Source organism: Cellulophaga tyrosinoxydans, from assembly GCF_900176415.1.
Lineage (GTDB): Bacteria > Bacteroidota > Bacteroidia > Flavobacteriales > Flavobacteriaceae > Cellulophaga > Cellulophaga tyrosinoxydans.
Genome location: NZ_FWXO01000001.1, coordinates 193,517 through 214,472, shown reverse-complemented (window position 1 = coordinate 214,472; position 20,956 = coordinate 193,517). Strand labels below are relative to the sequence as shown.

Genomic DNA, 20,956 nt, shown 5'->3' with positions numbered 1-20,956 from the left:
TTGGATTATAAAGAGTTAGATGTTTGGTTGCAAGCTCGGAATTTGGTTAAAACTGTTTACGTTTTAACTAAGACTTTTCCAAAAGAAGAGCAATATGGGCTAACATCCCAAATAAGGAGGTGTGTAGTTTCAGTTTCTTCTAATATTGCAGAGGGTTGCGGAAGACAGTCAAACAAAGAAACAGTGCATTTTTTACATATTAGTAGGGGTTCCTTGTATGAACTAGAAACTCAAATAATATTAGCTAACGATTTAGAATATATTACATCAGATATTAATGCCATTTTGAATGAAGTTGAAAGAGTAAAGAAGTTGTTGAACGGATTTATTAATTACCAGAAGCGAGTATGACGAACAACGAACAACGAATAACGAATAACGAACAGCGTTTTCTTAAATTAAGCGGTCTTGAACCTTTGGTACTTTCCGAAAATACAAATTTTGTAAATGTTGGAGAACGTACAAATGTAGCTGGTTCAAAAAAATTCCTTCGGCTCATAAAAGAGGAAAAATTTGAAGAAGCCTTGGATGTTGCACGTGAACAAGTAGAGGGTGGTGCTCAGATTATTGATATTAACATGGATGACGGCCTTATCGATGGTAAAGCCGCCATGGTAAAGTTCCTGAATTTAGTAATTGCTGAACCAGATATTGCTAGAGTTCCTATTATGATAGATAGTTCAAAATGGGAAATAATTGAGGCAGGACTACAAGTTGTTCAGGGTAAATGTGTAGTAAATTCAATTAGTCTTAAAGAAGGAGAAGCGCAATTCAAGCATCAAGCAAAATTAATTAAACGTTATGGTGCAGCCGTAATCGTAATGGCATTTGACGAAACTGGTCAGGCAGATAATTACGAGCGAAGATTAGAAATTTCAAAACGCTCATATGATATTTTGGTAAACGAAGTAAACTTTGCGCCCGAAGATATCATATTCGATTTAAACATATTTCCTGTGGCAACAGGGATGGATGAGCATAAACTTAATGCCATCGACTTTATAAAAGCAACGAAATGGGTAAGAGAAAATCTACCACATTGTAGCGTAAGTGGTGGCGTGAGTAACGTATCATTTAGTTTTAGAGGTAACGATCCCGTACGCGAGGCTATGCACTCTGTGTTTTTATATCATGCCATTCAAGCAGGGATGAATATGGGAATTGTAAATCCTAGTTTATTAGGTGTTTATGATGATATTCCTATAGATTTATTAGAACGTGTTGAAGATGTAATTCTTAACAGAAGAGATGATGCTACAGAACGACTTTTAGATTTTGCTGAAACTGTTGTAGGAACTGCAAAAGAGAGTAAAGTAGATTTGTCATGGAGGGAGGAGCCATTGCAAAACCGTATTACCCGAGCATTAGTAAAAGGTATTGATCAGTATATTTTAGAAGATATTGAAGCCGCTCGTGTAAGCGTAAATAAACCTATAGAAGTTATTGAAGGTCATTTAATGACAGGAATGAATGTGGTTGGTGATTTATTCGGAAGCGGAAAAATGTTTCTGCCACAAGTAGTAAAATCTGCTCGAGTAATGAAAAAAGCAGTCGCCTATCTTTTACCTTATATTGAAGAAGAAAAACGCCTTAATCCACAAGTAGGCGATGATAAAGGCGCTGGTAAAATATTAATGGCTACCGTTAAAGGAGATGTTCATGATATTGGTAAAAATATTGTGAGTGTGGTTCTTGCTTGTAATAATTATGAAATAGTAGACCTTGGTGTTATGGTACCGCCAGAAAAAATTATTAATGCAGCCATTGAGCATAATGTAGATATTATTGGCCTTAGCGGATTAATTACACCATCCCTAGATGAAATGGTTTTTTTGGCGAAAGAAATGGAACGTCAGAACTTTAAAGTGCCTTTGTTAATTGGAGGGGCAACCACCAGTAAGGCGCATACTGCGGTTAAAATTGATACACAATATAGTCAAGCAGTTGTGCATGTAAATGATGCATCACGAGCAGTAACCGTTGTTGGTGATTTATTGCAAAAGGATACGGCTTTAGCGTATAAGAAAAATATAAAACTCGATTACGAATCTTTCCGAGATAAGTTTTTAAGCAGAACAAAAAAGAAAGAATACAAAACTATTGCTGAAGCTCGTGCAAACAAGTTTCAAATTAATTGGGCTAGCGCTGAAATTGTTAAACCAAATCAATTAGGAATTCAGGTTTTTGAAGATCTAGCATTAGAAAAGTTAGTGCCTTATATAGACTGGTCTCCTTTCTTTAGAGGTTGGGAGTTGCATGGTAAATTTCCCGATATTCTTACGGATGATGTAGTTGGTGAACAGGCGGTTGAGTTGTATGCAGATGCCCAGAAAATGTTGAAGAAAATATTTGAAGAGAAGCGATTAAAAGCAAAAGGTATTTTTGGCATTTTTCCTGCAAATACAATTAACGAAGATGATATTGTTTTACAATCGGAAGGCAGCGAATTTATTTTTAGAACCCTGCGCCAGCAATTGCAAAGGCGTGAAGGGGTGCCCGATTATGCCTTAGCCGATTTTATAGCACCAAAAGAATCTGGCATCCAAGATTATATTGGTTGTTTTTGCGTGAGTACTGGTTTTGGTGTTGATGAAATGGCAGATGCCTATAAAGAAAATTTAGATGATTATAATTCAATCTTAGTAAAAGCACTAGCCGATCGTTTGGCCGAGGCCTATGCCGAATATTTGCATAAAGAAGTACGTATACATCATTGGGGCTATTCTAAAGATGAAAATTTAACTAATGAAGAATTAATTAATGAAACCTACAAAGGTATACGTCCTGCACCTGGTTATCCTGCATGCCCAGATCACTTGGAGAAATTTACTATTTGGGAGTTATTGGGTGTAGAAGAAAAAATAGGCGTAAAGTTAACAGAGAGTTTGGCCATGTGGCCAGCATCTAGTGTTAGTGGCTATTATTTTGCGAATCCGGAGGCGCGTTATTTTGGTCTTGGAAAAATAAAAGAAGATCAAGTAGCTGATTTCGCTAGGAGAAAAGGAATTCCATTAGAAGAGGCTACAAAATGGTTGGCAACAAATATAGCTGATGATTAAATTACTATAATTTTTAAATCAAATTTTAAAATTTAAGGAAGATATTTATTAATAATTAAAAGCACCCCAGTTATAAGCTCCCTTTCCTTTGGAGAGGGCGGGGGGAGAGGCAACGATGAAAGTAACAGACCATATAAAAAACGCTAAAGGAAATACCTTATTTTCTTTTGAGATTGTACCACCAGTTAAAGGTAATAGTATTCAAGAATTGTATGATAACATTCATCCTTTAATGGAGTTTAATCCGCCATTTATTGATGTAACAACTTCTCGCGAGGAGTATGTTTATATTGATAAAGCCGGTCTTTATGATAAAAAAATTACACGTATGCGCCCAGGTACAGTAGGTATTTGTGCATCAATTAAACATAAATTTAATGTGGATACCATTCCACATGTTATTTGTGGAGGTTTTACCAAAGCAGAAACAGAGTATATGTTGATTGATTGTCATTATTTGGGTATTGACAATGTAATGGCCTTACGTGGTGATGCTATGAAAGAGGAAAAGTATTTCACGCCAACGGAAGGCGGGAATGTATATGCAACTGATCTCGTTTCTCAGATTCAGAATTTAAATAAGGGGAAGTATCTACACGATGATGTGCAAGGTGAAGATCGTTCAGATTTTTGCATTGGCGTTGCAGGGTATCCTGAAAAACACTTAGAGGCTCCCTCTTTTATGTCTGATTTAAAACGCCTGAAAGAAAAAGTAGATGCTGGTGCGGATTACGTAGTAACTCAAATGTTTTTTGATAATAAAAAGTATTTTGAATTTGTGGAGGCCGCAAAAGCTATTGGAATACAGGTGCCAATTATTCCAGGAATAAAGCCTATTGCTGTAAAAAGACATTTGCAATTATTGCCACAAGTTTTCAGTTTAGATTTGCCTCAAGATTTGGTAGAAGCTGTGGAGGCATGTAAAAATAATTTGGAGGTTAGGCAAGTGGGTGTAGAATGGGCAATTCAACAATCAAAAGAATTAAAGGCAGCTGGAGTTCCTGTCTTGCATTATTACACCATGGGAAAATCTGATAATATTAAGGCCATTGCAAAAGAAGTTTTTTAATTAACGTATAAACATGATTATCGGTTGCTAGTGAATTCTTACTTTTGAAACCATTAATTCTATACATGAATAGTAAACTTTCTGTTTGTTTTGTTTTTTTGGCTTCATTTTGTTTCTCTCAACAAGATTCTCAAGAAAAAAAAAGATATACACTTGATGCAAATCAGTTTTACGGCACCATATTGCGCCATAATCCTGATGTTACGCATTTAATAAATTCACATCCTGGTGGATTGCTTTTAAGTCTAAACCGTAAAACTTATGGTTTAGAGGCTTGGGAACAACGCTACAACTACCCAGATTTAGGCTATTCGTTTATATATCAAGAATTTAATAACGAAACTTTAGGGCAAAATTACGGACTCTACGCACATTATAATTTTTATTTCTTAAAACGGAATATTCAATTCCGAATTGGACAGGGAATAGCATATAATACTAATCCTTATGATAAAGTAGAGAACTTTAGAAATAATGCTTTCGGATCAGATTTTTTAAGTTCAACCTATCTAATGCTTAACCTTCACAAAGAAAATATTCTTAAAGGTTTAGGGTTAAAAGCAGGGATTACAGTTATACACTATTCAAACGCCAATGTAAAAGCTCCGAATACATCAACAAATACATTTGCATTTAATGCTGGTGTGGTTTATGATTTAGATGGTAGAAAAGGAATTTCATATATAGCATCAGAAAAAGAGAAGATAAAGGAACCTTTAAAATTAAATTTAGCTTTTAGAACTGGAATTAATGAAAGTGATGTTATTAATTCTGGCCAATATCCGTTTTACATTTTTTCGGCATATGCAGACAAACGCTTAGGTACTTTAAGTGCTCTGCAGCTGGGTACAGATGTATTTTTATCTAATTTTCTAAAAGAACAAATTAAGTATCAATCTATAGCATTTCCTGAAAGAAATATTGAGGCGAGCACAGATTATAAGCGTGTTGGAATTTTTGTAGGACACGAGTTATTTATAAATAAAATGTCGGTTATAAGTCAACTTGGATATTATGTGTATTATCCCTATGATTTTGAAGGTCGGGTGTATAATAGAATGGGAATGAAACGCTATTTTGGAGATAAGGTTTATGGCGTGTTGAGTCTAAAATCGCATGGCGCAAAGGCAGAAGCAGTTGAATTTGGTATAGGAATACGATTATAATGATAAAGAAAACAAGCATATTAGTTATTTTTCTGACTATCTTTTTAGGTTGCGATAGTGAGAATGCGGGCGATTGTTTTCAAAAATCTGGGGAAATAATTCAGGAAGAATTGCAGTTAAAAAACTTTTCTTTAATTACTGTTTTTGAAGGCGTTAAACTCGTTGTGAAACAAGGTGTTGAACAGCAAGTGATTTTAGAAACAGGTAAAAATCTTAGAAATGATATTACTGTTGAAGTTTTAGACAACAGGTTAACAATTCGTAACGAAAATAGTTGCAATTTGGTTCGTGATTTTGGATTAACAACATTGTATGTAACTTCGCCCAATATTAGCGAAATACGAAGTAGTACAGGTTTTCCAATAAAAAGTGATGGAATTTTAAGTTATCCAGATCTTACTCTTTTCTCTGAAAGTTTTGGTGATATAGAGGCTGAAACAACCGATGGAGAATTTAATATAACCGTTAACAACACTTCAGTAAATATAGTCTCGAATGGAATAGCATTTTTTAAAGTTAATGGGGCAACTCAGAATTTAAATATCACATTTGCGGCAGGAGATTCAAGACTAGACGCTGAAAATTTGATGGCAGAAAATGTAAATTTATTTCATCGAGGTTCTAATGATATGCTGGTAAATCCACAACAAGCATTAAATGGATCCATTGTAAGTACCGGAAATGTAATAAGTTATAATACTCCTGCAACTGTGGAAGTAGAAGAACTTTATAAAGGTAGATTGATATTTAAAAATTGAAAGTGAAACCATTATTATCATATTTAAAGGACTTTTTTTCTTTTCAGCGAGTTGTTGGAAACGATAAACAGTTGCAAGGTTTAGCAAAAGCGGAATGTGAATTGCAACGGTTAATACAGTCAAAAAAAGTACCAGGCATAGCTGTTTCAGTCTTAAAAAATGGCAAGCCTTATTTTAAAAAGGGATATGGTTTTGCTGATATTGAAAATAAGATAAAGATTAACCCAGAAAAATCGGTATTTAGAATAGCTAGTGTTTCTAAACCTTTAGCAGCAACTGCGCTTGCAAAAATGGTAGATGAGGGTATTATAGATTTAGATACCTCTTTTTATACCTATGTGCCATACTATCCAAAAAAGGAATGGGATTTTACTATTAGACAGTTGGCAAGTCATACTGCCGGTATTAGAGGGTATATGGGTAAAGAATATGGTTTAAATGAACCCTATTCAATAAAAGAGAGCATAGGTATTTTTAAAGATGATGCTTTGTTGTTTGAGCCTGGAACAGGATACCATTATAATAGTTATGATTGGGTTTTAATTTCACTAGCTATGCAAGAGGCTAGCGGAATACCTTTTGAGGAATATGTAAAAACAAAAGTTTTAGATCCTTTAGGTTTAGAAAATACCTTTGCCGCAAGTCCGACAGGGATGGATGTGCTAGAAAATAAAAACCTTCAACTAACCACGTTTTATTCTAAAAGTAGCCTAGGGTTTAGAAAGGCAATTCCTGTGAATAATTTTTTTAAACTTGCTGGAGGTGGTTATTTATCGACTGCGCAAGATATTTCCAATTTTGGACAAGCCTTTTTAAATAAAGAGGTTTTAATTGATTCAACTCAGAATCAGTTTTTAAGTTCTGAAATTATAAATAATGAATTAACCTATTACGGTTTGGGCTGGCAGGTTAGTCAAGATGCGAAAGGAAGACCCTTTTACGGGCATATCGGCAATGGTGTAGGGGGCTATTCTAATTTTTTTGTGTATCCTGAAGAAAAAATGGTGCTATCTGTTCTCATTAATTGCACAAATCCGAATGTTCAGGAAGAATTGGATCAAGTAATAGATGCATTTTTGAGTTCCTAAATGGTTTAATGAAAAGAAATAGGTTTTCAATGTATTTGGCAATATTTAAATAAATAGGCCGTTCATTCAAAAGTGAATTAATAAACTTCACGTAACCAATCTTAAAAATAAACTTTAAATTATGAGAAAATCAAATTTTCTAGTCTTATGTCTACTTGCTTTCGGAGTATTTTCATGTTCCAAAGATGAAAGTTCTTCACTTTCAAAAGATATTGATCCAGAAGGTGTTAACTTAATTGAAGACGAGCAAATCGAGATCAACGCTGCGACTGCGGGCATTACCATTGATGGTGCGCAAAAAGTAACAGGTAGCCCTGTTCCAACAGGAAATTTGGCTTTTAGTCTTGATTACTCAACCCAAACAGCTTTTCAGAAAAGTGGCTTTGATATTATTTTTGAAGCGCCAGTGGAATTTGCAGGAGCATATATTCAATTAAAAGATGGCAACGGAATGGCTTCTTCATATTTTGATGTGCCATTAAGTGCAACCAATTCGTACAGTGGTAAAATAGCTCAAAACAAAAGAAAGAACTTTTTAGCAAAAGATAATTCTACAACTCGAAAAGATGAAAACACCGAAATCAATGTTGGATTTTCAGCAGCGATCCCTGCAGGTACTTTTTGCTATGTTATTTGTATTTACGATAATCAAGGTAATATCAGTCAGCCACAAGAGGTTTGTGTAACTGTTGAATCTTGGGGTGGTAATATTAATCTTGTTGCCGATTGGGAGTATGTAAAAGAAGTTTCTGAAGGAGAAACAATAAAAGTAAATGAGCCTTCTTGTGAAGCATATACCTTTGATTTATATTGTGATAATGGCACCTCTAAAGAAGTTGAAAGTTCTTATTGTTACACCATTAATGGTTTAGATATGACTTTTAATAGTAATGGAACGTACTCTTATACTGAAAATAGTAGCTATTCTGATTACGATTATGAAGCGTCACAAGCAAGTTGTGAGTTAGTTTCAAGTGAGTACGAATCTGTATATACTTCAAAAGGTAATTGGGCTTATAATGAAGAAAAGGGTGAATTAACTTTAGTAGAATTTGAATATTCATATAATGAAGGAGGCGAAATTGAAACATATACCGAAGAAGAAGGAGAATTAGTGTTTAGCGGGCAAATAGAGCTTACGGCTAGTACATTTATACTTAAAATTTCTGATTCTTTTGAAGGTGAAGTTGAAGAATATAGCTACTATTTTAATAAAAAGTAGGCAGCATAATAAATAATTAAAGGCTCCTTTTAAGGAGCCTTTTTTGTTTTGTTGAAACTTGTTTTAGTATGCAATTCGCAATAAAATGTTTAATTATTAAAATTATTCGTAAGTTTTGTTTAAAAAATAAAAACATTAAAAAAAAGATTGTAGTATATTTTGAATTTTGAATATATGTATTACTTTAGCAGCAGTTTAGAACAATTATGACAAAGCAATATTTCTGGAACGGTTTCTTTTTTTACTTCTTTTTTAAGAGAGGTGCGGGACTGTTGTAGTATATTCTAAATATATAAACAAATAGAAGTCCCGTGTAAAACGGGGCTTTTTTTTTGATTGAAATTTAAAAAAAAAGAAATAGCAGATTGTCTTTTTAAGATAAAAAAATCCTTAAAAAATAAGGGAAGATAGAAAAATTTAAAGCATAAAGTGTATCGCAAATGAGTCTGAAAATAGCCATACAAGGAATAAAAGGATCTAATCATCATCAAGTGGCTAGAGACTATTTTGGAGAAAATATTGAATTAGTAGAATGCATGTCGTTCGATGATTTAGTAGCACAAACTTTATCAGGTAGAGCAGATAAAGCAGTTATGGCTATTGAAAATTCTATCGCAGGATCTATTATCCCTAATTACAATTTAGTTTTTCATAATAACCTGCACATCATTGGGGAGCATTATTTAAATATACATCATAACTTAATGGTGCTCAAAGGACAGAAAATTGAAGATATTACAGAGGTACATTCTCATCCAATGGCACTACTTCAATGTAAGGAGTTTTTGAAAAGTTATCCTGATATAAAAATGGTCGAAGCTGTTGATACAGCTGAAACTGCTCTTCAAATTCAAAAAAATCAGTTAAAAACAATCGCAGCAATTGCACCAAAAGCGGCTGCAGAATTATACGATTTGGAGATTATAGCATCAGAAATACAGACCATTACTAATAATTCTACTCGCTTTATAATTTTAAAAACTAAAAATAAAGAATTACCTCATGATCAAATTAATAAAGCATCTGTTCGTTTTGTAGCAGATCACAAAAGAGGTAGTCTTGCAGCTATTTTAAATGTTATGAGTGATTGTACTTTGAATTTAACTAAAATACAGTCGTTACCCGTAATTGAAAGACCATGGAAATATGCCTTTTTTGTCGATGTTACTTTTGAACAATATGCACATTTCTCCAAGGCTAAATCTCTTCTAGAAATAATGACGGAAGAGTTTAAAGTGTTAGGGGAGTATAAAAATGCAAGAATATGATAACTACTGCAAACCGACTAAATACAGTTGAAGAGTATTACTTCTCAAAAAAGCTAAGAGAGGTAAGGGGTTTAATGGCGGAAGGAAGACCTATTATCAATATGGGTATAGGTAGCCCAGATTTAGATCCGTCAAAAGAAGTTTTAGACGCCATAAAGAATGCCGTTTCGCATAAAGGAGCGCATCAATATCAGAGCTATCAGGGTTTACCAGAGTTTAGAGAAGCTATTGCCGATTTTTATAAAAAAAACTATCAAGTAGTTTGTAATCCTTCGAGCGAAATTTTACCACTTATGGGTTCCAAAGAGGGTATTATGCATATTAGTCTGGCATTTTTAAACCCGGGTGATGAGGTTTTGATTCCTAATCCAGGATACCCAACCTATACGTCGGTAACAAATTTAGTTGGAGCCGTACCCAAGTATTATGATTTGGTAGCTAAGAATAATTGGTTCCCCGATTTAGCCGAATTGGAGAAGCAAGATTTGTCTAAAACAAAAATTATGTGGGTAAGTTATCCGCATATGCCAACGGGAGCAAATGCTTCTACAAAGCAGTTTGAAGCTTTGGTGGCGTTTGCTAAAAAGAATGGTATTTTATTGGTGAATGACAATCCATATAGCTTTGTTTTAAACGCTAATCCAAGCAGTATCTTAAGTGTAGAAGGGGCTAAAGATGTAGCATTGGAGTTAAATTCATTGAGTAAAACATTTAACATGGCTGGTTGGCGTGTAGGTATGGTTTTGGGTAGTGAAGATCATATAAATGCTGTTTTAAAAGTAAAAAGTAATATGGATTCTGGAATGTTTTATGGCATACAGAAAGGAGCTATTGCGGCCTTAAAGAGTGGACAAGATTGGTTTGATAGTTTTAATGAGGTGTATGAAAAACGTCAAAAGCTTATGTTTCTGTTGGCAGATAAATTGGGTTGTGATTACGATAAAAATGCAGTTGGTATGTTTGTTTGGGCAAAATTACCTAACGGAGCAAAATCATCAGAAGCGTTTATAGATGAAATTCTTTATGAGAAAAACATATTTATTACACCTGGAACTATTTTTGGAAGCAATGGCGAAGGCTATATACGTTTTTCATTGTGTATAACAGAAGATAAAATTAAAGAAGCAATTAGTAGATTTTGATACTATAGCGCAAAGAACTTAGTATAGAATGAAGAAAGGCAGTGTTTAAAAACAATTAGACATCTATTTTAAAAGTTTTTCTTCCTTATCAGAATAAAAAATGAATGTATTTGTAATCGGTGTTGGTTTAATTGGAGGGTCAATGGCTAAGGATATTAAAGTTAATAATCCAGAAGCTGTTATTTATGGCATAGACACCAATGAAAATCACATACAAGAGGCGTTGTCCATCAATTTAATTGATAAAAAGGCAAGTTTTAGCGATTTGTCAATAGCGGATATCGTAATCGTTTCAGTGCCTGTAGATATTATGGTTTTGGAGCTTCCTAAAGTTTTGGATGTCGTAAATGATGAAGCAGTTGTGTTGGACGCAGGCTCAACAAAATCGTTAATTTGTAATGCGGTAGCTTCACATCCTAAAAGACGAAATTTTTTAGCATGTCATCCTATTGCGGGAACAGAATTTTCAGGTCCATCTGCAGCAATACATAATTTGTTTCAAGGGAAAACAAATATTATCTGTGAGGTAGAAAAAACGGCTTTCAAATTGCAGGAAAAAGCTTTAGCAATATTTCAGCAATTAGGAATGCGAATTCGATATATGAACCCAGAGGCACATGATAAACATATTGCCTATGTATCGCATTTATCACATATCAGCTCTTTTATGCTTGGGAAAACAGTGATAGAAAAAGAGAAAAATGAGCGCGATATTTTTGATATGGCTGGGAGTGGATTTGAAAGCACTGTTCGATTGGCAAAAAGTTCACCCGCCATGTGGACACCAATTTTTAAACAGAATAAGGCTAATGTTATAGAAACTCTAGAGGAGTATATAACCAACCTTAAAGATTTTAAGCAAATGCTTAAAGATGACGATTACGATGGCATTTATAATGAAATGAATAGTACCAATAGAATAAAAGAAATATTAAACGGAATACCACTTAACAAAAAATAGAACAAGAAGAGATGGAAAATTCAAAGCAAATGAGAACATGGTTGGACGATATGAAACTAGATCATCCACTAGTAATAGCAGGGCCATGTAGTGCGGAAACAGAGGAGCAAGTATTAAAAATTGCACATCAATTAAAAGATACAGATGTAAATTACTACCGCGCAGGTATTTGGAAACCAAGAACTCGTCCTGGAATGTTTGAAGGCGTTGGAGCGCTTGGGTTAAAGTGGTTGCAAAAAGTAAAAGCAGAAACAGGTATGAAAACTTGTACAGAAGTAGCGAATGCTGCGCATGTAAAGTTGGCGATTGAGCATGATGTAGATTTATTGTGGATTGGTGCACGATCAACTGTAAGCCCATTTATCATGCAAGAAATTGCAGATGCTTTAGGGGAAACAGATAAGATAGTTTTAGTAAAAAATCCAGTAAACCCAGATTTAGCTCTTTGGTTAGGTGGTATTGAAAGATTAAAAACTGCCGGAGTTAAAAACTTAGGAGCAATTCACAGAGGTTTCTCTACCTACGAGAAAAGTAAGTATAGAAATATCCCAGAATGGCAGTTAGCAATTGAGTTTCAAAATAAATTTCCAGATTTACCATTAATTAACGATCCATCGCATATTACAGGTAATAGAGATATGATTTTTGATGTTTCGCAAACGGCTCTTGATTTAAATTTTGATGGATTAATGATTGAAACACATTTTGATCCAGATAATGCTTGGAGTGATGCTGCTCAGCAAGTTACCCCAGAAAAATTAATACAGATCATGAGAGATTTGAAAATTAGAAAAGAATCAGATCCAGAGGCTGCTTATAACAGTGAGTTAAGTAATTTAAGAGCTCAGATTGATGTTATAGATAGTCAATTAATCGAAACATTAGGAAAAAGAATGAAAATTTCTGATGGAATTGGCGCATTGAAAAAGCAAAAAAACGTTGCTGTATTACAGTCTAATAGATGGAACCAAATTCTTGGAGCTATGATTTTAGAAGGAGAATATAAAGGTTTAAGTGAAGAGTTTATTCTTAAAATGTTTAAAGCAATTCACCAAGAATCTATTAATCATCAAGAGAAAATAATTAATTCATAAACAATTAATTAGTAGACATAGTATTCAACCCGTTTTTTTTAAACGGGTTTTTTTATTAGTAAACTGTAACAAATAATTAAACCTATTGTCTTTATACAAATCGAAAATAACATATTATGAAAAAGATACTTACCGTTTTTATTATTTTAATTGGATTTAATGCTTTTGCCCAGAGAATTGTAGAAAGAGAAATGGGTTCCTTTCATGAAGTAAAAGTGTATGATTTAATCGAAGTAAATCTTATAAAGTCGGATGAAAATAAGGTGCTGATTAAAGGTCAAAATGTAGACGATATTAACTTAGTAAATAAAAATGGCGTCTTAAAAATTAAAATGGAATTGGATAAAATTTTTCATGGAGAAGATACTTTTGTCGAAGTATACTATACAAGTTTAGATTTGATTGATGGTAATGAAGGTGCCAGAATTACTTCTAATGAGACTATAGAACAAAATACAATAGAACTTAAAACCCAAGAAGGCGCTCAGATTAAAGTAGGATTATCTGTAGATTATTTAAGGGTTAGAGCAGTTACAGGAGGAATAATTGACGCCTCTGGTGTAGCAAAGAACCAAGAAATTGTGTTAAATACAGGTGGAATTTTTGAAGGTAGAGAGTTAAGAACAGAAACGACTAAAGTAAAAATAACAGCTGCTGGAGAAGCAGAAGTATATGCTTCAGACAGAGTTGATATAAATATTAGAGCCGGCGGAGATGTTGAAGTACATGGAAACCCAGAGCATGTTAATAAAAATACATTTGCTGGGGGTACTGTGCGCATAATGGAGTAATGATATGGGCATAAAAAAAAGGATCTAATTCAAGTATTTGAATTAGATCCTTTTTTTTTATTACTTATGGACTACTATTTTTTCTTAAAAATATAGCGCGTAATAAAAATACCTGGATCTCCTTTAGTTGAGCTTTCAACAGCACTTGTTACAAAGGCTAATTCCCAACCTTCTTCAATCATGCCATTTATTTTAGAGGTAATTAAAGCATCATTCGCTGCAATGTTTTGAAAACGAATACCGGCTATATTGTAAAAATTTAAAAGTTTTGTTTCGTCAAAATCTTTTACTCTTATTTCTCCTCTATCCGATTTATTTCTACTGTTATCATCTTCGGTTTGAGTGGTAGTGTATTCCTTGTAATCTTTGTCTTCATTGGCACTTATAATTCTAGAACGGCCTAACCCACTTGAAACTATAGATTCTACGCTAGTAATTACTTTAAACTGTTGTGCATTAACTTCAATGCTTGCGGCAACAAATAGACAAATAATAAATAATACTTTTTTCATAGTAAAAAATGGTTTTAAAAATGGATTATGTTTATTTTAAATAAAGCTTAAAGATAAACTCATTTTTAAGAATAAGAACTACTGGTTTTCTGGTAATTGTCTTTTTTTAATTGAAAAGCAGTATCCTATAAACAGCAGCAGTTAGATAGAAATGTTGTTATTTTGTAAAATATAATTGGAAAAGTATTTTAATGAAAGGAATCGTTTATAAATCTACAGGAAGTTGGTACTCAGTTAAAGCCAGTGATGGTAGTTTTTACGAATGCAGAATAAAAGGTAAATTTAGAATTAAAGGAATTAAAAGTACCAATCCAATTGCAGTCGGTGATGCGGTTATTTTTGATATTGAAAAGATTGGCGATGAAACAATAGGTATCATCAAAGAAATATCTGAAAGAAAAAATTATATAATTCGTAAATCTGTTAACCTTTCAAAGCAAACTCATATTATCGCAACCAATTTAGATCAGGTTTTTCTAATGGTTACCTTAAATAATCCGCCTACTTCCACAAGTTTTATTGATCGTTTTTTAGTGACGTCGGAGGCGTATCATATACCAGCTATTCTACTTTTTAATAAAATAGATACGTATAATGATGAAGAGTTAGGAGAGATAAAATATCTAGCAGCATTATATAGAAGTATTGGGTATACCTGTATTGGAATATCATCTACAACGGGTAAGAATGTAGAAATGGTAAAAGATATGATGAAAGGGAAAACAAGTATGTTTTCCGGGCATTCGGGTGTGGGAAAATCTACTTTAGTTAATGCTATAGAACCCAAACTACAGTTAAAAACTAAAGTAATTTCGGAACAGCATGCCCAGGGTCAGCATACAACCACTTTCGCTGAAATGTACGATTTAGATTTTGGCGCTAAGATAATAGATACACCCGGTATTAAAGGTTTTGGTATTGTGGATATGGAGAAGGAAGAAATAGGAAGTAATTTTCCTGAATTTTTTAAACTTAAGCAAAACTGTAAATTCAATAATTGTCTACATATAGAAGAGCCTAAATGCGCTATTAAAGAAGCGCTTGATAAAGATGAAATTGCATGGAGTAGATACCGCAGCTATGTACAAATGATTACAGGAGAAGAGGAAAATTACAGGACAGATATTTACGGAGAAAAAAAGTGAGAGCAGTAATACAAAGAGTTTCTAGTGCGAGTGTGGAAGTTGATTTTAAGTTAATTTCTGAAATAAAAACTGGCTACCTTATTTTATTAGGAATAGAAGAAGCAGATACCCAAGAAGATATTGAATGGTTGTCTAGAAAAGTAGTGAATCTTCGCATTTTTTCTGATGCAGAAGGGGTTATGAATAATTCTATCTTAGATATCAACGGAGATATTATAGTTGTAAGTCAGTTTACTTTACACGCGTCAACTAAAAAAGGGAATAGGCCATCCTATATTAAAGCCGCAAAACCAGATATTGCAATTCCTCTTTACGAAAAGTTTATTATGCAATTAGAGAGCGATTTAGCCAAAAAGGTAGCAACGGGTGTGTTTGGAGCCGATATGAAAGTTAGCCTTTTAAATGATGGTCCAGTAACTATTGTTATTGATACAAAGAACCGAGAATAAAATAAATAAAACTATGGACATTGCCAATGCACAAAAAGCAGTAGATAATTGGATTAAGGAACATGGAGTCCGCTATTTTAACGAGCTAACTAACATGGCTCAGTTAACAGAAGAAGTGGGAGAAGTTGCTCGTATTATTGCGCGTAGGTATGGTGAGCAAAGTGAAAAGGAATCTGATAAACATAAAGATCTTGGCGAAGAACTAGCAGATGTGGTGTTTGTGGTGCTTTGTTTGGCAAACCAAACTGGTATAGATTTACAACAAGCTTTTAATAAAAAGTTAGATTTAAAAACAAAACGGGATCATGATAGGCATCACAACAATAAAAAGCTTGAATAGCATTATATTTGTTGCTTATTTTTTTGAAGACCAACATTTTTAAATCAGACATCATTGAAACTACACTTATCGCAACCTGTCAGTAATCATATAAATTCAACAATTAGAATCACTGGTTCTAAAAGCGAGTCTAACAGAATTTTATTGCTAAAAGCGCTCTATCCAAATGTAAGTATTGAAAATACTTCAAACTCTGATGATGCACAAGTAATGGAAAAGGGGTTGAAGATTTCCAATGGCGTGGTGGACATTCACCATGCCGGTACGGCAATGCGATTTTTAACTGCATACTTTGCGACCCAAGAAGGTAAAGAAGTAGTTTTAACAGGTTCTCAAAGAATGACCGAGCGCCCTATTGGAGTTTTGGTAGAGGCCTTAAGAAGCTTAGGTGCCGAAATCACCTATGTTAACAATGAAGGCTTTCCGCCACTAAAAATAACAGGAAAAAAAATTACCCAAAGCAAGGTTTCACTTCCCGCAGACATCAGTAGCCAATATATTTCTGCTTTGCTTTTAAATGCATCAAGTTTAGAAAATGGTTTGGAATTGGAATTGGTAGGAAAGATTACATCTGTGCCTTATATTAAAATGACACTGGCATTACTATCACAATTACAGATTGAAAACACTTTTGAAGGGAATACCATAAAGGTTTATCCTAAAAAAGATGTAAAAGCAAATACACTGGTTGTCGAATCTGATTGGAGTTCTGCTTCTTATTTTTACAGTAGTATCGCATTGGCAGATTTAGGTTCGCAAATTATCTTATCATCCTATAAAGAGAATAGCTTACAGGGCGACAGTGTGTTGTCAGAGATTTATAAGTCTTTTGGAGTAGAAACTATATTTAATGAAAATAAAGTTGTTTTAAAGAAAATAAGCACTCCGAAATTAAATAAACTAGTTTGGGATTTGGCTAATGCTCCGGATATAGCTCAAACTATTGCCGTAACCTGTTTTGGGTTGGGTATGGGTTGTTATTTAACAGGACTTCATACTTTAAAAATTAAAGAGACAGATCGGCTAGAAGCTTTAAATACAGAGCTAACAAAACTAGGAGCTGCAATTTCTGTTACAGATAAAACGTTGACCATAGCGCCAACAATGGCTATAAATAAGGATATTGCTATTGATACTTACAATGATCATAGAATGGCAATGGCTTTTGCACCTCTCGCTTTTAAAACTTCTCTAATTATAAATGATGCAGAGGTGGTTTCAAAATCATATCCAGATTTTTGGACAGATATGAAAACAATAGGTATTGGGGTGGTGTAATACATTAAATTGCAGCCGTATACTTCATATTAAATATACAAACATACCATATACAATTACAAATAGGCTTTTAAAGTCTTGCTAGAGCCTAGTCCTTAGTGCTCTAAAGGACAACTTCAAAAATATAAAAGGTGTTTTACTTGACAACGCCCTATTGAGGGTTGTATCTTTGCAGCCGCAATAACAATAACAAAAAAACGATACATGAAATTATCCGGATTTAATTTTGAGCTTCCAGAAGAATTATTAGCTGAATATCCTGCAGAAAACAGGGATGAATCAAGGCTAATGGTAGTTCACAGGGAGACAGGTAAAATTGAACATAAAATGTTTAAAGATCTTATCAATTATTTTGATGAAGGTGATGTCATGGTATTGAATAATACAAAAGTATTTCCTGCACGACTTTATGGTAACAAAGAAAAGACCGGAGCGCGTATTGAGGTATTTTTATTACGAGAGTTAAACGAAGAACAACGTCTTTGGGATGTTTTAGTAGATCCAGCACGTAAAATACGTATTGGTAACAAATTGTATTTTGGAGACGATGATACTTTGGTAGCAGAGGTTATCGATAATACCACATCAAGAGGTAGAACTTTGCGTTTTTTATATGATGGTTCGTATACAGATTTTAGAAGAAAACTAAAAGAATTAGGGGATACTCCATTACCAAAATATATTAAAAGAGATACAGAACCAGAGGATGCTGAAAGATATCAAACTATATATGCAAAACACGAAGGTGCTGTAGCAGCTCCAACAGCTGGGTTACACTTTTCTAAGCACTTATTAAAGCGTTTAGAAATTAAAGGTGTTGACTTTGCAGAATTAACACTACATGTTGGTTTAGGAACTTTTAATCCGGTTGAGGTAGAGGATTTGTCTAAGCATAAGATGGATAGTGAAGAGTTAATTATTGACGAGAAAACTACGGAAATAGTTAATAATGCTAAGAAGAATAAGAAAAGAATTTGTGCTGTAGGTACTACGGCCATGAGAGGTCTTGAAAGTGGAGTTTCTTCACAACAAACGTTGAATACTTTTGAAGGATGGACAAACAAATTTATTTTCCCTCCTTATGATTTTAGTATTGCAAATTGTATGGTTACTAATTTTCATTTACCTAAGTCAACTTTATTGATGATGGTATCTGCTTTTATGGGCCATGATCTAATGAAAAAAGCTTACAAAGAAGCAATTTTAGAAGGGTATAAGTTTTATTCTTATGGTGATGCAATGCTAATTATTTAAGAAACCTTTTATTCATTATAAAATCCCGCTTTAGTTCTAAACCTAAAATAGACTTAGCGGGATTTATTTTTAATTGGTGGCTTTTAAAACTATTTTTAATACGTGGATATACTTAAAAAAAAAGACATTCGAGCACTTACCAAAGAGCAACTAAGAGATTTTTTCGTTCAAAACGGAGACAAAGCTTTTAGAGGTAATCAAGTCTATGAATGGCTTTGGCAAAAATCTGCTCACACGTTTGAAGCCATGACTAACATATCTAAAGAAACACGAGATATGTTAACCGCTAACTTTGTAATTAACCACATTAAGGTAGATGTCATGCAACGCAGTAATGACGGTACTATTAAAAATGCAGTTCGTTTGCATGATGATTTAGTGGTAGAATCTGTTTTAATACCAACTAAAACAAGAACTACTGCATGCGTTTCAAGTCAAGTAGGTTGTAGTTTGGATTGTAAATTTTGTGCTACTGCTCGCTTAAAGCGTATGCGTAATCTAAATCCTGATGAGATTTATGATCAAGTGGTTGCAATTGATAATGAAAGTAGATTATACTTTAATAGACCTTTGAGTAATATTGTTTTTATGGGCATGGGAGAGCCTCTAATGAATTACAATAATGTATTAGCTGCAATAGATAAAATTACTTCTCCTGAAGGTTTAGGGATGTCTCCAAAGCGTATTGTTGTGTCCACTTCTGGTGTGCCAAAAATGATTCGCAAAATGGCCGACGATGAGGTGAAGTTTAAACTCGCTGTTTCTTTGCATTCTGCAATAGACGAAATCCGAACTTCAATCATGCCTTTTAATGCTAATTTTACATTAACCGATTTAAGGCAATCTTTACAGTATTGGTATGCTAAAACTAAAAGTAGAATTACCTATGAGTATGTGGTTTGGAAAGGCATTAACGATACTCAGAAAGATGTAGATGCCTTAGTGGAATTTTGCAAATTTGCGCCTTCTAAAGTCAATTTAATAGAATACAATCCTATAGATGACGGGGAATTTCAGCAAGCTTCAAATACTGCTATAGATATGTATGTAAACACTTTAGAAAGTAATAACATCGCTGTTACCGTAAGAAGATCAAGAGGAAAAGATATTGATGCTGCCTGCGGTCAGTTGGCAAACAAATCATAAAAAAAAGGGATGCTAAAATAGCATCCCTTTTTCATATAATCATTTAGAATTTTTAAAAGTGTTGGCTTAGAAGTTAAGGTAATCCTACAAAAAGTCAAATTCTAATTAAATTAAAGCGGTTGTGAATTAGCCTACTGGCATTTTTTATCTAATTTTACAAACTAACTAATAGAACTCATAACTTCAGGATTAGTATTTGTGAAAATCGTTGACCAAATAAAAGAACCGATTATTCTTGAAATGGAGCTTTTTGAAAAAAAGTTCTATGAATCCATGAGTTCAAAAGTTGCACTTTTAAATAGAATTACCCATTATATTGTAAATAGAAAAGGAAAACAAATGCGCCCGATGTTTGTTTTTTTAACCTCTAAATTAATTAATAATGGGGAAGTTAATGAACGTACCTATCGAGGAGCCTCAGTTATTGAACTTATTCATACGGCTACTCTAGTTCATGATGATGTGGTCGACGAGAGTAATAAGCGGCGTGGTTTTTTCTCTATAAACGCACTTTGGAAGAATAAAATTGCCGTTTTGGTGGGCGATTATCTTTTGTCAAAAGGACTCTTACTTTCTATTGATAATGGCGATTTTGATTTGCTCAAAATAATATCTGTAGCTGTTCGTGAGATGAGTGAAGGGGAGCTGCTTCAAATAGAAAAAGCAAGAAGGCTTGATATTACAGAAGAGGTATATTATGATATTATCCGCCAAAAAACAGCAACATTAATTGCCGCATGTTGTAGTCTAGGCGCATGTTCGGTAAAGCCAGATTCAGAAGAGGTTGAGGTATTTAGAAAATTTGGTGAATATTGTGGAATGGCTTTTCAAATTAAAGATGATTTATTTGATTATGGTGAAGAGGCGATTGGCAAGCCAACTGGTATAGATATTAAGGAGCAAAAAATGACACTGCCTTTAATTCATGTTTTAAACACCTGTTCTAAAGAAGAAAAACGCTGGTTAATAAACTCCATTAAAAACTATAATACTGATAAAAAGCGTGTAAAAGAAGTGATTGCTTTTGTTAAAGAACGCGGTGGGCTAGAATATGCGGTTCATAAAATGCTTTCTTTTAAAGATCAGGCGCTTGCTCTTCTTGAAAATTATCCTGATTCTCCATATAAAAAGTCCCTAGTGCTAATGGTAAACTACGTTGTAGAGCGCAAAAAGTAATATTCTGAATTACTAGAGGGAGATTTATTTCTATTTTT

General features: G+C 33.7%; 20 protein-coding genes. 19 read left to right on the top strand and 1 reads right to left on the bottom strand.

Features of this window, described 5'->3' with window-relative positions:
* The 12 genes from B8963_RS01020 to B8963_RS00965 all read left to right on the top strand — a co-directional run bounded on the left by B8963_RS01020 (position 1) and on the right by B8963_RS00965 (position 13,618).
* Positions 1–351, top strand: a complete 351-nt coding sequence (locus B8963_RS01020; protein WP_200810810.1) for a four helix bundle protein — start codon at positions 1–3, stop codon at positions 349–351.
* A complete protein-coding gene (metH, locus tag B8963_RS01015; protein ID WP_084059449.1) occupies positions 348–3,059 on the top strand; it encodes a methionine synthase in 2,712 nt (903 codons plus the stop codon). The genes B8963_RS01020 and metH overlap by 4 nt, the downstream gene beginning before the upstream one ends.
* Positions 3,060–3,174: 115 nt before the next feature.
* On the top strand, positions 3,175–4,128 hold the full coding sequence (metF, locus tag B8963_RS01010) for a methylenetetrahydrofolate reductase [NAD(P)H] (protein WP_084059448.1): 954 nt from the start codon (positions 3,175–3,177) through the stop codon (positions 4,126–4,128).
* 65 nt (positions 4,129–4,193) lie between these two features.
* A complete protein-coding gene (locus B8963_RS01005; protein WP_084059447.1) occupies positions 4,194–5,294 on the top strand; it encodes an acyloxyacyl hydrolase in 1,101 nt (366 codons plus the stop codon).
* Positions 5,294–6,052 carry a head GIN domain-containing protein gene (locus B8963_RS01000; protein ID WP_084059446.1) on the top strand — a complete coding sequence of 253 codons (759 nt, stop codon included), beginning with the start codon at positions 5,294–5,296 and terminating at the stop codon, positions 6,050–6,052. The genes B8963_RS01005 and B8963_RS01000 overlap by 1 nt, the downstream gene beginning before the upstream one ends.
* Before the next feature lie 2 nt (positions 6,053–6,054).
* Positions 6,055–7,140, top strand: coding sequence for a serine hydrolase domain-containing protein (locus B8963_RS00995; RefSeq protein ID WP_084060681.1), 1,086 nt, complete (start codon positions 6,055–6,057; stop codon positions 7,138–7,140).
* Positions 7,141–7,261: 121 nt separating this feature from the next.
* Positions 7,262–8,362 (top strand): hypothetical protein, encoded by a 1,101-nt coding sequence (locus B8963_RS00990; protein ID WP_084059445.1) that lies wholly within the window; start codon positions 7,262–7,264, stop codon positions 8,360–8,362.
* 440 nt (positions 8,363–8,802) lie between these two features.
* Positions 8,803–9,630, top strand: a complete 828-nt coding sequence (locus B8963_RS00985; RefSeq protein ID WP_084059444.1) for a prephenate dehydratase — start codon at positions 8,803–8,805, stop codon at positions 9,628–9,630.
* Positions 9,627–10,772, top strand: coding sequence for a pyridoxal phosphate-dependent aminotransferase (locus B8963_RS00980; RefSeq protein ID WP_084059443.1), 1,146 nt, complete (start codon positions 9,627–9,629; stop codon positions 10,770–10,772). The genes B8963_RS00985 and B8963_RS00980 overlap by 4 nt, the downstream gene beginning before the upstream one ends.
* 100 nt (positions 10,773–10,872) lie before the next feature.
* A complete protein-coding gene (locus tag B8963_RS00975; RefSeq protein ID WP_084059442.1) occupies positions 10,873–11,733 on the top strand; it encodes a prephenate dehydrogenase in 861 nt (286 codons plus the stop codon).
* A gap of 11 nt (positions 11,734–11,744) precedes the next feature.
* Positions 11,745–12,827, top strand: coding sequence for a bifunctional 3-deoxy-7-phosphoheptulonate synthase/chorismate mutase type II (locus tag B8963_RS00970; RefSeq protein WP_084059441.1), 1,083 nt, complete (start codon positions 11,745–11,747; stop codon positions 12,825–12,827).
* A 116-nt stretch (positions 12,828–12,943) separates the two neighbouring features.
* Positions 12,944–13,618, top strand: a complete 675-nt coding sequence (locus tag B8963_RS00965; protein WP_084059440.1) for a head GIN domain-containing protein — start codon at positions 12,944–12,946, stop codon at positions 13,616–13,618.
* A gap of 74 nt (positions 13,619–13,692) precedes the next feature.
* Here B8963_RS00965 and B8963_RS00960 read toward each other — a convergent pair whose 3' ends face one another.
* Positions 13,693–14,130 carry a hypothetical protein gene (locus B8963_RS00960; RefSeq protein WP_084059439.1) on the bottom strand — a complete coding sequence of 146 codons (438 nt, stop codon included), beginning with the start codon at positions 14,128–14,130 and terminating at the stop codon, positions 13,693–13,695.
* A 191-nt stretch (positions 14,131–14,321) separates the two neighbouring features.
* Here B8963_RS00960 and rsgA point away from each other — a divergent pair, with 191 nt between their 5' ends.
* The 7 genes from rsgA (at position 14,322) to B8963_RS00925 (ending at position 20,918) form a co-directional block, all read left to right on the top strand.
* On the top strand, positions 14,322–15,275 hold the full coding sequence (gene rsgA, locus B8963_RS00955; RefSeq protein ID WP_084059438.1) for a ribosome small subunit-dependent GTPase A: 954 nt from the start codon (positions 14,322–14,324) through the stop codon (positions 15,273–15,275).
* Positions 15,272–15,724: a D-aminoacyl-tRNA deacylase gene (gene dtd, locus B8963_RS00950; RefSeq protein WP_084059437.1), complete on the top strand. Its 453-nt coding sequence runs from the start codon at positions 15,272–15,274 to the stop codon at positions 15,722–15,724. The genes rsgA and dtd overlap by 4 nt, the downstream gene beginning before the upstream one ends.
* A 13-nt stretch (positions 15,725–15,737) precedes the next feature.
* On the top strand, positions 15,738–16,064 hold the full coding sequence (locus B8963_RS00945; RefSeq protein ID WP_084060680.1) for a nucleotide pyrophosphohydrolase: 327 nt from the start codon (positions 15,738–15,740) through the stop codon (positions 16,062–16,064).
* 54 nt (positions 16,065–16,118) lie between these two features.
* On the top strand, positions 16,119–17,342 hold the full coding sequence (locus B8963_RS00940) for a 3-phosphoshikimate 1-carboxyvinyltransferase (protein WP_084059436.1): 1,224 nt from the start codon (positions 16,119–16,121) through the stop codon (positions 17,340–17,342).
* A gap of 204 nt (positions 17,343–17,546) precedes the next feature.
* Positions 17,547–18,596 (top strand): tRNA preQ1(34) S-adenosylmethionine ribosyltransferase-isomerase QueA, encoded by a 1,050-nt coding sequence (queA, locus tag B8963_RS00935; protein WP_084059435.1) that lies wholly within the window; start codon positions 17,547–17,549, stop codon positions 18,594–18,596.
* Between the two features lie 102 nt (positions 18,597–18,698).
* Positions 18,699–19,742, top strand: coding sequence for a dual-specificity RNA methyltransferase RlmN (gene rlmN / locus B8963_RS00930; protein ID WP_084059434.1), 1,044 nt, complete (start codon positions 18,699–18,701; stop codon positions 19,740–19,742).
* A gap of 198 nt (positions 19,743–19,940) precedes the next feature.
* The gene (locus tag B8963_RS00925; protein WP_084059433.1) at positions 19,941–20,918 is read left to right on the top strand and encodes a polyprenyl synthetase family protein; all 978 of its coding nucleotides are present in this window, start codon (positions 19,941–19,943) and stop codon (positions 20,916–20,918) included.
* The last annotated feature ends 38 nt before the right edge of the window (positions 20,919–20,956 follow it).

Bases quoted from the DNA above. Each gene is read 5' to 3' on its own strand.
- B8963_RS00945 (WP_084060680.1), top strand. From the start codon at position 15,738: ATGGACATTGCCAATGCACAAAAAGCAGTAGATAATTGGATTAAGGAA.
- B8963_RS00975 (WP_084059442.1), top strand. From the start codon at position 10,873: ATGAATGTATTTGTAATCGGTGTTGGTTTAATTGGAGGGTCAATGGCT.
- B8963_RS00980 (WP_084059443.1), top strand. From the start codon at position 9,627: ATGATAACTACTGCAAACCGACTAAATACAGTTGAAGAGTATTACTTC.
- rsgA (WP_084059438.1), top strand. From the start codon at position 14,322: ATGAAAGGAATCGTTTATAAATCTACAGGAAGTTGGTACTCAGTTAAA.
- B8963_RS01005 (WP_084059447.1), top strand. From the start codon at position 4,194: ATGAATAGTAAACTTTCTGTTTGTTTTGTTTTTTTGGCTTCATTTTGT.
- B8963_RS00990 (WP_084059445.1), top strand. From the start codon at position 7,262: ATGAGAAAATCAAATTTTCTAGTCTTATGTCTACTTGCTTTCGGAGTA.
- queA (WP_084059435.1), top strand. From the start codon at position 17,547: ATGAAATTATCCGGATTTAATTTTGAGCTTCCAGAAGAATTATTAGCT.
- metF (WP_084059448.1), top strand. From the start codon at position 3,175: ATGAAAGTAACAGACCATATAAAAAACGCTAAAGGAAATACCTTATTT.
- metH (WP_084059449.1), top strand. From the start codon at position 348: ATGACGAACAACGAACAACGAATAACGAATAACGAACAGCGTTTTCTT.
- B8963_RS00960 (WP_084059439.1), bottom strand. From the start codon at position 14,130: ATGAAAAAAGTATTATTTATTATTTGTCTATTTGTTGCCGCAAGCATT.
- B8963_RS00965 (WP_084059440.1), top strand. From the start codon at position 12,944: ATGAAAAAGATACTTACCGTTTTTATTATTTTAATTGGATTTAATGCT.
- B8963_RS00985 (WP_084059444.1), top strand. From the start codon at position 8,803: ATGAGTCTGAAAATAGCCATACAAGGAATAAAAGGATCTAATCATCAT.
- B8963_RS00970 (WP_084059441.1), top strand. From the start codon at position 11,745: ATGGAAAATTCAAAGCAAATGAGAACATGGTTGGACGATATGAAACTA.
- B8963_RS01000 (WP_084059446.1), top strand. From the start codon at position 5,294: ATGATAAAGAAAACAAGCATATTAGTTATTTTTCTGACTATCTTTTTA.